This window comes from Bartonella sp. AC130YNZD (assembly GCF_042196865.1).
Classification (GTDB): Bacteria; Pseudomonadota; Alphaproteobacteria; order Rhizobiales; family Rhizobiaceae; genus Bartonella.
Map to the genome: position 1 here is coordinate 1 of NZ_JBHIQZ010000016.1, position 12,638 is coordinate 12,638.

Sequence of the window (12,638 nt, forward strand, 5' to 3'; positions counted from 1 at the left end):
CGGTATAGAGAGATTAGATGAAGGATCTAAAGGATCAGAGGACTCAGAAGGCTTTGGTTCGACAGGGACAGAAGGAGAAGGAACAGAATCCGGAGATGAAGGAGATACCATAACAGAGGGCGGTAATAGAAGCTCCATGAAATGATTATTAGATGGAATTTTCTAGGTAAGAAACTGAAGTGTAGAAGGCTGCTCGTAGGAAACTTTGCCCTTTAGAAGGGGAAATCAAAAAATTTTTTATTTAGGAAAATAGTGTTGAATTCCCTTCTTCTGATCGTAGGAATAAATCGTTGTTTTAATGATGATATCAGCTATTTTTTGCCGAATTTTTAAGAAAAATGCTTTTGTGGAAGTATGTAGCCTATATAGATGTTTATAGGGAGATGGGGGACGGTCTTGAGGATGATGTTTTTATTCTTGTATGGGGGTAGCAATGTTAAAAGATCAAAAAACATGTTTAAGGTATTTTCTTGTCTAAAGGGGGGGAGAAAAGGAAGAGGGAAGATTTAATGATTACGAAGATTTTAGGAGATTTTTGGGGGGGAGATTAGGGAGATAGGATTTCTGAGAGCTCTGGAGATGCACGGGGATAAGATTTCTGGAGGATTGTGTGGGCATTTTTTATCGGCGATAATTGCGCTTGTCGGTGTAATTTAATCAGTGATATTGATTATACCACATTCACCATTTTCGCTACCGAAGGAGAGGTTTTGCCCTGCTTGATCCCAGTTAAGTGCTGAGATAGCGCTTTTCCCACAACCTTTTAGAAGGACTTCTTTTCCATCATGAAAATGTGCCGCTAAAATCATTCCATCATTGAAGCCTATTGCTACAATTTCTTTGTTTGGGTGGCATGAAACGGTGCTAACAAGTGCATTTGCTCGTGTGCCTAGTTCTAGTGGTGTTTTTCCTATGGGGCCATCTTTTGTATGCAAGGGCCAAACAATTGCGGCAGAGGCACCTGATGTTGCTAGCCATTTTCCTTTTGCGCTCCAAGACCAGCTTTTTACTTTGCTTGGGTAGCCACTCATGTGGAGATGCTGATTATCAGTGAGACGCCAGCCATGCAAGGCGTTTTCTTGCATGGTGGAAATGACATAGCGGTTGTCTGGTGAAAAGGTGACACCACAATGAGCTCCTTTCCATACCAATGTGGTGGGAGATATTTGCGTTGATAGCCAATGAAGAGTGACTCCATTGTAATGGGCAACGGCAAGTCGCAAACCTTTTGGGGCAAAAGCAAGGCCTTCTACACTGCGTTCATGTGTGAGCTCTTGTCGTTCTTTTCCACTATGCGCAAATGCGAGGCGTGAAGAGGAAAAAGCAAAAGCTTTTTGTGGACCAAAAGCAACGTTGTTTATCCATTTGCGTTCTTTTTGGCTTAACAATTCCGTGTGATCTGCTGCGGTTGTTTGACAGACTTTTCCATCTTCTCCACCGGTGATGATCGCGGTATTGTCATGGGAAAAATGGCTTGAAATTATTCCTTGGTGAACTTCAACGATTTGTGGGGTTGGATTAAAAAAAACAATGAGACCTTCTACGGAAACAAAGGCTGGTTTATTGCCTATAAAACCGCAGGAAAGGCAGTAACTTTTGAGATCATAATGGGTAATGTTTGGCATTATCACTCACTTATGCGCAATTTTCAAAACCAGTTTTTAATTTTTCAGCATCAAGAGAGCGTCCTATAAAGACAAGGCGGCTTTCTCGTTTTTCATCTTCACGCCATGGGCGTTGATGTTGTCCTTCAAGAAGCATATGTATCCCTTGAATGACGTAACGATCATCGTCTCCTTGAAAGGCGATAATGCCTTTAAGACGCAAGATATCAGGCCCTTGTTGCTGTGTAACCTGCTGGATCCAAGGGAAAAACTTTTCTGGTTGCAGAGCATCTGTTTTTAAACTTACAGAAGTGATGGTAATATCATGAATGGTGGATGCGTGATGATGGTCATGATGACAATCGGGACCGCACACATGGTTGGCATGTTGGTGTGTATGTTCATGATCGAGAGTCCGTTGGAGATCAAAAAAACCACGATTAAGGAGTGACTCAAGAGGGATATTGGTGCGCTGTGTTGTATAGAGTATAGCGCGAGGATTAATGGCCAGAATAAGGGATTCAGCATGGCTGCGTTCTTGTTGGGTGACAAGATCAATCTTATTTAAAAGAATAATATCCGCGAAAGCAATTTGGTCTTCAGCTTCACGACTTGTTTTTAATTGAGAGGGAAAATGCTTTGCATCAACGACTGCTATGACACTGTCGAGAGCTGTTTTTTCATGGATAGTATCATCCATGAAAAAGGTCTGTGCTACGGGGACGGGATCAGCAAGCCCTGTCGTTTCTATAATGATCGCATCAAATCGATGAGAACGTTGCATCAGACTTTCTAGTATGCGAATGAGATCACCACGTACGGTGCAGCAAACACAGCCATTATTCATTTCATAAATTTCTTCGTCTGATTCAATGATCAGGTCATTATCAATACCAATTTCACCAAATTCATTGACAATGACGGCATAACGTTTGCCATGATTTTCATTGAGAATGCGATTGAGAAGGGTGGTTTTTCCAGCACCAAGATAGCCTGTGAGAACCGTAACGGGAAGTTTTTTGGGGTGTGTCATTTCCATTGGAGAGACCTTTTATTGTTCTTTATTGCCATGTGTTTATGTTAAATCGATTGATATCATCAAGTAAATCACGAAGCTGAGACAGAACATGAGAAAAGATTGCTTCACCGGCTTGTGGTGTTGCTTTGCTTGCATTTCCTGCTGCACCTTGCGTGTTCAGATCTCGCATTGTCCAACCAAAGGCATGAGGACCATAAGCACGTAAATACCGATAATTGGCAATCATATCCGCTTGTTTATTATGAAAATTTTCTGCCTTTTCCATATGGACTTTTTCTGGTGCTAAATAGAGCATGAGAGAGGTTTCGATAAAGCCTCCATGGATATCAAGATGTTGTTGAGATGGCTCCATGAGACTTTGTGGTAAACCAAAACGGCTCCAGCTTGTTGCTACAGCGAGCATGGAAAGGCGCCTTCGTAATTCGGTTATAACAATGCTCATTAAAGGTGAATTTCCTCCGTGAGCATTGAGAAGAAGAAGACGGTTGATCCCTTTGTGATAACAGTTTTCACCAATCTTTATCCATCGCTTAATCGCATCAGAAAAGGTAAGGGTTTGTGTACCTGTAACATCCATATGTTCTATAGAATAGCCAATCTTTTCAACCGGTAAAAGTGCGATATGAAACTGCTCTTTTGTTTGTAAAGTGAGGGCTTTTGCAAAAGCTTCAGCTATAATCCAGTCGGTTTCGAAAGGAAGGTGCTCTCCGTGATATTCGTGTGCGCCCAAAGGTAAAAGAGCGAGAAAAGGCCTGTTAGATACCATAAATTATTGCCTAAAAGAGAAGTTAACATAGACAAAGTGATCGAAGGTGCTGTCATTATTTAATCTATCTATAAGAGAAACGCAAATAGGCGTCTTTTTACATCACATATGGATTCATAAAAATGAGAGCTTTGTTAAAAATAGAGAAACTTTTATTGAGCAAAGCCAACGCAATTTTTCTGTAATATTAGGCAAACTTTCTCAAGATAGTTATCTTTTGTAATTATTTATGATGTATATTCTCATTTTTAATAAGTAAATATTCATACATATTAAATGATTATACATCAAATAATAAAAAATATTTTCATTATTTATTAAAAATGTGATTTTTTAGTAATTTTATATATTCCTTTTATTTCAAGCATTTGATTAATTCTTTATTATTATTATTTATTTTGCACAAATTGCAGACAGTTATGTGAATATTGCCAAAAATTTGTTTCAAAGAGAATTATTTTTTACTAATACAGAGTAAATATAATTACTCAAAATATAAATAAGGCTGCGCTCTACAATATTGACGAAAAATATGGAATAACTTTTATGAAAATTAAGAAAGAAAGTTGTTTTTCAGTATTTTGGGGATTATTTCATTTTTCATGACTCTCTTTTTATTTAATTTTAGGTAGTTTGTTGGAGCTCTAGTATTGCTTATAATATTTTTGTAAATCTGATAGATTTACTTATTTTATGCGTTTTTTTTGTTAGGTTTGAAAGTCAATATTTTGTGTTCTTTATTCTGTATGAGATAAAGGGGGCTGAATTACCTCTTTGAAGATGCTATGCGATATTGTTTTCTTTATATATCAGTAAAAGTTGAGAATCATTTTATTAATGTCTTTTCCATTTTAAAATAGAGATCTTAATTGCTTTTTTACATTTTTATACCTATTTTATAGAAAATGAGTACACTATTTTAAGGTTGTTTTATTAGGATAGATTTTTTTAGATCAAGTTTTTATTCGCTATCAAATTTATTTTTCAATATTACTGATAAGTGATATAATAAAAATCCATTAAGGACTATTTCATTTTTATGTTTATTGAAATAATAGACAATAATATATCATTATATTGGCAGTTTTAAATTTTATAGTTCTTTAAAGTTAATTACATTTCAAATTATTTATAAAAGATCTATTATATAATTTTTTTTAAAATTAATTTGTTTCGTAATATTTATTATAATAAGAAATTTAACAAATTATTATTATTTTTAATTATAGCAATAAAAATGACAAAATAATATTACTATTAGTATCTTGATTTATTATGGTGTAAAAGGAATAAATTATTTTTATCATTTATTGTTTTTTTATATTTACATGTAATACATAATGTGTTATATTATAATAATAAAATTACATATAATATTTTATTATGTGTAATTATATAAATGATTAAATATAAGTTTTGGTTTTTATATATGTGAATATTCTTTCATTTTTTCAGTGAAGAAAAAGAGGAGCAAAGAAAGCTATGTTTAAAATATTTAAAAATCGTGTATGTTCATTTACTTTTACACTATTTATTCTTTTTTTTGTACAAACTATAGAGGGAAATGCAAGTTTTGTAAAAAATAAAGTTCAAGAGAGAATAGCAATTACTATTCCTACACTAGAAAAAAATGTAGCTATTAAAGCTGTGGATAGAGTTATTATTCAAGGCGTTGAGAAACAAGATGTTATTGCTTTAGGGAAAGCTGAAAAAGCTGCTGCCTTTTCAGGTTCAGCCTTTTGGGGGGGAATAGGTATTTTATCACTTCTTGCTTCTTTATGTATTGGGGATGTATTAGGTGCTGTTGTATCTCTTTTTGGAATATTCATTACACTTTAGTAGAAAGCTCATCGACAGAGTCGAGGATTTTTTTGTTCACTTCATTATTTAAAAAAATAAATATTTTAAATTATTTATACTGCAATAGATAATAAAATTACTACTCTTAATACTAAATGTAGCTTTTATTAACATTATTAAAGTTCAAGATCCTACATTTATGTTTTTTTTTACAAATTAGTGTAACCTGATTTTTTTACAGTTTATGATTATTATTCTAGTAATAAGGTTAGTATAATTACTATCTTTATCAGTATTTAATATTGTCTGCCTTTTCTCATATGAAGATTATTCATCAAAGGTATATTTTATCCTTTTTAAATTTTTTTATCTTTCATAAGGGGATAAAATAAAAAATATCCCTATATCCATGGCTCTCATGCAATAAGAAAAATGAGAAATTATTATTTATCATTTTAAATTTGTTTATGTTAAATCCATCAAAAGTATTTTTATGTATAACAAGTTGTGTTCGTGTATGGACAAAATTATTAAAAAAAGAGTAAAAATTCTTCTTATGAATTATCTCTAAGGTTCAAGGACTGTTGTACTATTGGCAAATAAATGATGGTGCTGGTTTGTATCTTCATAGAGTAAAGATAGTAATACACAATGAATCTTATGCCATCTCATGGGGTGGTTTATACTGTCGCATTTACCGGACATATTGTGAGAGGGAAGTGGTGATGTGCATCGTTGGAAAATGCTTTTATTAAAACATAAACTTGTATTTGCGATAGAAGTGTATTCTGGGTTATTCTGTTGCCTAAGGGAAGGATACTGTTAAGTAAGGTAATTCAGGAGTGTTTATAGTTTAGCGGAAGAAGGGCAATGAAGTAAAAGGTCTTGTTTAGCACGAAGACGTGCAATCCATTGATCTTCACGAATAGCAGTATTATGTACTGTAATGAGTTCGTTTTTTTTAATTGCAGCTGTTACTGTTGCTTTTTCTAAAAGACCACAAGGAATGGCGTGGTGAGCGCGTGCTTCTGAAATGTTCATTATCCAAGCACGATAAGTATAAAGACCGATAAAGTCTAGCTGATCACCTGGATGTAAATCTTTTTTAGCAACAGCACAGACTTCTACTACAGGATGGCTAAGAGGGACCATATCTTTTTTGCCATAAAGCATAATACGTGCGCAGGTGAGGGGAACTTCCATTGCTGTTAAATGATAGGGGCGATGAAAGGTGAAGTAAGGCCCCTGACCAATTTTTAAATCTTCCATACGTTCGCGTAAACGTGGGTGTGCTATTTCGGCAATGACAAAGACACCTGGTGAAACACCTTGACCTATTGAATAATCTACAACACCATATTGCTGTAAAATGCCCCCATCTTGTTTTGGAATAAGCACTTTGTTTAAATCTTGTAGTGCTGCTCGTGGTCCATGCATTCCTGGGCAATCGGGGAGAAGTCCGGTGGCATTGGAAATGGCTGCCATTTCAACCATCGTTTTAGAACCATCAATAAATTCAACCAACATGCGCACATTCATATTACGCCGAAATGCTTCTTCTTCGTAAGCGTCAGGTGTAGCATCAAAGAGTAGAGGATTATTTTTTCCTTTACCCGCTGCAACAATCTTATGTCCAAGGGCTGAAACAAATTCTATGAGTTCCATACAAGAAGTAGGTTCATCGCCGGCACCAAGTGTATAAATGAGCCCTCGTTTTTCTGCTTCATGTTTGAGATAAGCGCCAATTGTAACATCTGCTTCAACATTCATCATGACAAGATGTTTGTTATTCTTAAGCGCTTTGATACCAATTTCTGCTCCTGCTTCGGGATAGCCTGTTGCATCAACGATAATATCAATTTGTTCATGACGCAAAACAAGGTTAATATCATCTGTTGCTGCAATCAAATTTTTTTCAATGCTTTGCGTGAGAGCATAAGTATTTTCAACTTCACAGACATGTCCATCCTCGCCATAGGCTAGTGTAGCGGCATCAAAAATACGTGACGGTGTCCTCGTGGCTACAGCAGCGACTGTTATACCATCCATATGCGCAATACTTGATAATAAATCTGTGCCCATTTCACCACAACCAATCAGTCCAATACGGATGGGGGGATGGTTTTCTGCACGTTGTTTCAAATCATGCGCTAAACCTGTTAGGTTCACATTGCTTGCCATTCTTTTTTCCTATTTGAAAACTATTCTGCTAAAGAACTTTTCTCATTCATAAGGTGCATTTGTTTTTAAGACAATTAATCTTTTATTCTTGATGCTCTAATCAATGGATTTTATAAAAGCAAGAGGGGTGGTTTTTTTATCAAATAAAATAGGAATAGCGTTATGCAGCAAAAAATAACAGTACAAGATGTCACCAGTTTTATTGGGAAAGAAGTGGGATTATCGGAGTGGCGTCTTGTTACACAGGATATGATTAATCAGTTTGCATGTGCTACAGATGATCATCAATGGATACACGTTGATGAGGAAAAGGCTAAAAAAACACCTTTTGGCGGCACGATTGCTCATGGTTTTTTAACATTATCGCTTTTGTCTACGCTCGCTTATGAAGCTCTTCCAGAGTTGGAAGGGAGCACAATGGGGATTAATTATGGTTTCGATAAAGTACGCTTCATGAGTCCTGTGAAAACAGGGGTACGGATACGTGCGCGTTTTGTGTTAGAAGACGTAGAAATTCGCCCTTCTGGTCGAGTGGTTTTCCATTATGGGGTTACGGTGGAAATTGAAAAGTTAAAAAAACCAGCTCTTACAGCTCAATGGCTTATTGTTGCTGTTGTGGAAGAAAAACCTTCCAATATCTAGATTATTTGAGTGTTTTATTTTATAAAATTTTTATACTAATTCTATTAGAAGTTTCTTCAATGATGATATTGAGAATAATCTATAGAATGATAGATATGCTGGAGCTATCATAGCGTTGATAGCCATAGCGGGTTGCTATCTTTCCTAGATCATTTTGAAGAGGAGTTTCCTAATGAAGATAGTGCATTGCTTCACGCTTTTGTTTATAGCGTTCTTTAATGGGATCATACCCATCACGTAAAACAGAACGCTTCAAATGGAATATACTTGCGTTGCCAATTCACGGGCTTATTTTAAAGCAACATCTTCAACGCTCGTCACACCTATTTCGCAATGGCGCCTATGAATAGTATAACGATAAAGCCATTGAGCACCCCTATCTTGATGCTTGTGAAGAAGAAAGTCGACACCATCATATTATATGCTAGCCGCCAATGTTAAGACAGGTCTTGGCGCTTGAGATAATTCATAAGAGGCATGCCTTTCTTTCTTGTATAGTTTTTACTCACACGGCTCTTCCCGCTTGTAACGTGCAAGCGAGAGGTTTTGGTTGATTCTATATGGAACAAATTGGGAATGAGAGGATCTTACGGTATTTAGAGTTCTCATTCAATATGAATAACGCCATATTATTATTATAAATTCAATGTGTTATCTAAGGTTGGGAAAGGTCGTGACCAATGTCTTAATTTAAAGAGAGTCTCACATACTGTGAGATCTCTTATTTTATCCCCTTTTATATTAAAGCCATTAAAACTATTTTCTTTCATGTTACAAACGGATGGGGAGAGATAAAAACTGTTTAAGAAAAAAGTTCCTAATCTCTTATGAGTGTTTTTGATAGGCAAGGGTTGTTGCACTTGGAAAGTGGCAAAGAGGATGATGGTATTGGCATGTGAAATTCTAAGTCTTTTAATGTTTTGTTTTATCAAGTTTTTGTACGATTTTATCAGAAGTCCATTGGGTTGTAATATTAAGCACGATCAAAAGGATGATGACGATGGTCATGATGAAGGTATTGTAGCGTTGGTAGCCATAGCGGATTGCCATATCCCCTAAACCGCCTCCACCAAGATATCCAGCAAGTGAGGTGGCTCCTATAAGAGAAATGACCATGACTGTAAAACCTGTAATCAGGCTAGGGAGAGCTTCAGGAATAAGGACATGTCTGATAATTTGAAGACGACTTGCACCCATCGAGCGGATTGCTTCAATGAGACCGTTTTCAACGGTTTTAAAAGAGAGTTCCGCCATGCGAGCATAAAAAGGGATAGCTGAAATGGTTAGTATAAAAATTACAGCAGGCATTCCTATCCCTCTTCCTACAACGATACGCGTAACGGGAAGAAGATAAAATGCAAGAATGATAAAGGGAATGGCACGAATACTGTCAATGATCATGCTTAAAGGGCGATTGATGAGAGATGAGGAAAAAATCCCTCCGCGTGCTGTTGTGTGAAGAAGAAGACCAAGGGGAAGCCCTATAATAAATGCCATAACAGAAGCACTAAGTGTCATCAATATTGTATCAATAACAGCTTGGGGAAGTTCATGAGACAGAACATTAAACATAGCCTAAGACCTCACAATATCGTCCTTTTTTCGTTAACCATTGAACAGCTTTTTCTAAAGCTTCTTTATCTTCTCCAGGAAGAGCCAAGAAGAGTCTCCCGATGGTTTCATCTTGAACTGTATCAATGCCACCATGCAAAATACGTGCTTTTAAACCACTCTCATTTTCTAGAAGATGAAGAAAAGGCTGCTGGGCAATTTCACCGGCAATATTAATTTCAATGACAGCTTCTCGTCCGATTGGTTTGAGATTTTTCGCAAATTTTTCAGGAAGTTGCGGGGTTACAAGCTTGAGCATGGCTATGGTTGTATCGTCTTGCGGTGATGTAAAGATGTCTTTCACACGTCCTTCCTCTACAATGTTTCCCTGATTAAGAACAACAACGCGATGCGCTATGGTGCGCACAACTTCCATTTCATGGGTGATGAGCACAATCGTGAGATTGAGGTGTTTATTAATATCAGCAAGGAGCTCTAGAATAGATTGTGTTGTTTCAGGATCAAGAGCAGAGGTGGCTTCATCTGATAACAATATTTTAGGATTAGCAGCAAGAGCGCGTGCAATGCCAACGCGTTGTTTTTGCCCTCCTGACAATTGTGCCGGATAGCAATATTCTTTCCCAGATAACCCAACCAATTCAATCAGTTCAAGGGCACGTTTGTGGCGTTGTTTTTTACTTACACCACTTAATTTAAGCGGCAATGCAATGTTATCAAGAATATTCTGCGATGAGAGAAGATTGAAATGTTGAAAAATCATCCCAATTCGTTGACGGTAAGGCGCCCATTCTATCTCTGATAGATTGGAAATATCAACACCTTCAAAAAAAATGGACCCTGCATCAATCTTCTCTAACCCATTTAAACAGCGAATAAGTGTTGATTTTCCTGCTCCACTGCGCCCAATAATGCCAAGGATTTCACCAGCATGGATATTTAAAGAGAGATTATTAATTACCGGAACACTAGCTGTTTTGTTAAAACAACGGCTGATGTTTTTTAAGGAGATAAGAGTAGGTTTTTTCATTCACAATTACTCGGATATTTGGCACAATTACCAAGATGTTTGGGCGGTATTGCCAAAAATCTCTTTGATTTTTGCACGGATAAGATCGTTATTGTAAGCGGCAACTAATTTTTTAACCCATGGCTCATCTTTTTCGCTCGTGCGTACAACGATGATATTATCATAAGGATTATTTTTTGCACTCTCCCATGCGACTACATCTTTTTCGAAGTTTAATCCGGAAACAATAGCCCAGTTTGTGTTTATAATTGCAAGGTCAAAATCGTCAATAGCTCGTCCTAACATACCAGCATCGAGCTCACGAATTTGCAGGTTTTTAGGATTTTCGATAATATCAAGTGGAGATGCAAGAATATTATGAGGATCTTTTAACTTAATGAGACCTAAAGAATTGAGAAGAAGTAAGGCTCTTCCACCATTAGATGGGTCGTTCGGAATACCAACATGAGCACCATCACGAAGATCTTTTAAGTCTTTTATTTTGTGTGAGTAAACACCGATTGGAGCAATAAATGTATAGCCGACAATTGAAAGTTTATAGCCACGTTGTTTCATTTGTTCATTAAGATAAGGGGCGTGCTGAAAAGCATTCGCATCGATCTCTCCTGCGTTAACAGCATCATTAGGCAAAGCGTAATCAGAAAAATAAACGAGTTCAATATCTAAACCGGCTTGTTTAGCCTGTTCAGCAGCAGTTTTCCAAATAATCGCATCCCGCCCTTCCATAATACCAAGTTTGATTTTTGTTTTGTCTGCGGCCATGGAAAAAGCAGTAGACAAAAAAAGTGCAAAGAGAGAGAGGAATAATCCTATAATCCGACTACGAGAAAAATTTTTTAATGTCATATGCTTTTAACTTTCTTTTTCGAGAAATTTTTTGAGGGAAGTTTCAATATACTCTGTATCTTTTTAGGCAGATTTAAAGTTATACAAGCTTTAGAGAATATTCAATCACTTTTATTTTTAAAAGAGTATTATTTTTCCTTCTATTTTAGTTGTTTTGGGGGCTGATCATCATTTGTTCATAGAAATTCTCTGAAATTCAAATAATTAATTCTTTTATTGCAATCATTTGTTGAGGGAACCAATGCCCCTTTAAAAACTTCTGTAAGGGACAATTGGTTGAAGAACCCGACAATCAGATGATGCTTTAGCCGTAAATTCATGAAGAACATACTGCGCAATCAAGATCAAAAGGCCGTGTTCGTGTAGGCGATAAAGAGAAATTTTGTTGCAATGTTGTGGTTTTTTTGGGGGGGGAATAAAGGTTGCTGATCATTGGATTTAAACGCGGCAAATTTTTGCAAAGGCGAATTTTTGCCCTTCATACGTTTTAAGAGAGGAAGAAAAATAATGTTAAGAAAGAAATTTTTATCAACAATGATGACTTTATGGGCTTTAGGAGCGTCAGGGGTGGCTGTGACTGCTTTTCACGCACAAGCTGGAACCATTACAGGAACAGTTGCTCGTGTTGCATCAGGTCAGGTATCTTTACGCACAGGCCCTGCGACAGCTTATAAAGTTATCGCAATGGTTCCAATGGGAGCAAAAGTGCAAATTTATGGCTGCCTATCCAATAAAACTTGGTGTTCTCTTGGTTATCATGGAAAAGTTGGTTGGGCATCTGCACGTTACGTCAATGTTAACGATGTTCCTACCATTGCTTTTAAAAAGATGCCAGCAAAATCAAAATCCATGGTAAAACCGCCAAAAGAAAAAGTAAAACAGGCTGTTTTCGACTTTAAAGCTCTTCCGGCGATTCAAAAAACACGGAAAAATATGCAAAAACTATACAGAACAGATATGATTATCGATTCTACAGGTGTTAAAAAAAGGGATGAACGAACAATTTTAAATCCGTCGCAAAAAGCACAAGGCGTTTCTGTAAATCACGTGAGTGCTTATAATCCATCCTTTCCTGATAATGTCAATTACAAAAATTTTGAACGTAATGAAACGCGTTACCGTGTCGTGACCTATCCTGCTCGATAAGGGTAAAGTTAATTT

10 protein-coding genes and 1 pseudogene are annotated in these 12,638 nt (G+C 36.5%); 3 read left to right on the forward strand and 8 right to left on the reverse strand.

Annotated elements, in window-relative coordinates; all coding sequences use genetic code 11:
• Positions 1 to 653 precede the first annotated feature (653 nt).
• From ACFINU_RS06830 to ACFINU_RS06840, 3 genes are read right to left on the reverse strand one after another with little or no spacing between them, the layout of a single operon-like run.
• Positions 654 to 1,625 carry a WD40 repeat domain-containing protein gene (locus tag ACFINU_RS06830; RefSeq protein WP_375618545.1) on the reverse strand — a complete coding sequence of 324 codons (972 nt, stop codon included), beginning with the start codon at positions 1,623 to 1,625 and terminating at the stop codon, positions 654 to 656.
• A 10-nt stretch (positions 1,626 to 1,635) separates the two neighbouring features.
• Positions 1,636 to 2,643 carry a CobW family GTP-binding protein gene (locus ACFINU_RS06835; protein ID WP_375618544.1) on the reverse strand — a complete coding sequence of 336 codons (1,008 nt, stop codon included), beginning with the start codon at positions 2,641 to 2,643 and terminating at the stop codon, positions 1,636 to 1,638.
• A 22-nt stretch (positions 2,644 to 2,665) separates the two neighbouring features.
• Entirely contained in the window at positions 2,666 to 3,409 is a 744-nt protein-coding gene (locus ACFINU_RS06840; RefSeq protein ID WP_375618543.1) for a creatininase family protein, read from the reverse strand.
• A gap of 1,482 nt (positions 3,410 to 4,891) precedes the next feature.
• Here ACFINU_RS06840 and ACFINU_RS06845 point away from each other — a divergent pair.
• A complete protein-coding gene (locus ACFINU_RS06845; protein WP_375618542.1) occupies positions 4,892 to 5,248 on the forward strand; it encodes a hypothetical protein in 357 nt (118 codons plus the stop codon).
• An 807-nt stretch (positions 5,249 to 6,055) separates the two neighbouring features.
• Here the strand turns inward: ACFINU_RS06845 and ACFINU_RS06850 are convergent.
• A complete protein-coding gene (locus ACFINU_RS06850; protein ID WP_375618541.1) occupies positions 6,056 to 7,390 on the reverse strand; it encodes an NAD(P)H-dependent oxidoreductase in 1,335 nt (444 codons plus the stop codon).
• 162 nt (positions 7,391 to 7,552) lie between these two features.
• On the opposite strand from ACFINU_RS06850, the gene ACFINU_RS06855 reads away from it, so the two are divergent.
• A complete protein-coding gene (locus tag ACFINU_RS06855) occupies positions 7,553 to 8,032 on the forward strand; it encodes a MaoC family dehydratase (RefSeq protein ID WP_375618540.1) in 480 nt (159 codons plus the stop codon).
• 172 nt (positions 8,033 to 8,204) lie between these two features.
• On the opposite strand, the pseudogene ACFINU_RS06860 reads toward ACFINU_RS06855, so the two are convergent.
• The 4 genes and pseudogenes from ACFINU_RS06860 to ACFINU_RS06875 all read right to left on the reverse strand — a co-directional run.
• Positions 8,205 to 8,502, reverse strand: a pseudogene (locus tag ACFINU_RS06860) (integrase); the annotation flags it as partial.
• Between the two features lie 442 nt (positions 8,503 to 8,944).
• Positions 8,945 to 9,604 carry a methionine ABC transporter permease gene (locus ACFINU_RS06865; RefSeq protein WP_375609233.1) on the reverse strand — a complete coding sequence of 220 codons (660 nt, stop codon included), beginning with the start codon at positions 9,602 to 9,604 and terminating at the stop codon, positions 8,945 to 8,947.
• On the reverse strand, positions 9,597 to 10,631 hold the full coding sequence (locus ACFINU_RS06870; RefSeq protein WP_375667477.1) for a methionine ABC transporter ATP-binding protein: 1,035 nt from the start codon (positions 10,629 to 10,631) through the stop codon (positions 9,597 to 9,599). The genes ACFINU_RS06865 and ACFINU_RS06870 overlap by 8 nt, the downstream gene beginning before the upstream one ends.
• A gap of 27 nt (positions 10,632 to 10,658) precedes the next feature.
• The gene (locus tag ACFINU_RS06875; protein WP_375618539.1) at positions 10,659 to 11,477 is read right to left on the reverse strand and encodes a MetQ/NlpA family ABC transporter substrate-binding protein; all 819 of its coding nucleotides are present in this window, start codon (positions 11,475 to 11,477) and stop codon (positions 10,659 to 10,661) included.
• A gap of 507 nt (positions 11,478 to 11,984) precedes the next feature.
• On the opposite strand from ACFINU_RS06875, the gene ACFINU_RS06880 reads away from it, so the two are divergent.
• Positions 11,985 to 12,623, forward strand: coding sequence for an SH3 domain-containing protein (locus ACFINU_RS06880; RefSeq protein ID WP_375618538.1), 639 nt, complete (start codon positions 11,985 to 11,987; stop codon positions 12,621 to 12,623).
• The last annotated feature ends 15 nt before the right edge of the window (positions 12,624 to 12,638 follow it).

What these genes read in the sequence shown, in the direction of transcription:
- ACFINU_RS06840 (WP_375618543.1), bottom strand. Translation starts at nt 3,409, where the DNA reads ATGGTATCTAACAGGCCTTTTCTCGCTCTTTTACCTTTGGGCGCACAC.
- ACFINU_RS06880 (WP_375618538.1), top strand. Translation starts at nt 11,985, where the DNA reads ATGTTAAGAAAGAAATTTTTATCAACAATGATGACTTTATGGGCTTTA.
- ACFINU_RS06830 (WP_375618545.1), bottom strand. Translation starts at nt 1,625, where the DNA reads ATGCCAAACATTACCCATTATGATCTCAAAAGTTACTGCCTTTCCTGC.
- ACFINU_RS06850 (WP_375618541.1), bottom strand. Translation starts at nt 7,390, where the DNA reads ATGGCAAGCAATGTGAACCTAACAGGTTTAGCGCATGATTTGAAACAA.
- ACFINU_RS06870 (WP_375667477.1), bottom strand. Translation starts at nt 10,631, where the DNA reads ATGAAAAAACCTACTCTTATCTCCTTAAAAAACATCAGCCGTTGTTTT.
- ACFINU_RS06835 (WP_375618544.1), bottom strand. Translation starts at nt 2,643, where the DNA reads ATGGAAATGACACACCCCAAAAAACTTCCCGTTACGGTTCTCACAGGC.
- ACFINU_RS06855 (WP_375618540.1), top strand. Translation starts at nt 7,553, where the DNA reads ATGCAGCAAAAAATAACAGTACAAGATGTCACCAGTTTTATTGGGAAA.
- ACFINU_RS06845 (WP_375618542.1), top strand. Translation starts at nt 4,892, where the DNA reads ATGTTTAAAATATTTAAAAATCGTGTATGTTCATTTACTTTTACACTA.
- ACFINU_RS06875 (WP_375618539.1), bottom strand. Translation starts at nt 11,477, where the DNA reads ATGACATTAAAAAATTTTTCTCGTAGTCGGATTATAGGATTATTCCTC.
- ACFINU_RS06865 (WP_375609233.1), bottom strand. Translation starts at nt 9,604, where the DNA reads ATGTTTAATGTTCTGTCTCATGAACTTCCCCAAGCTGTTATTGATACA.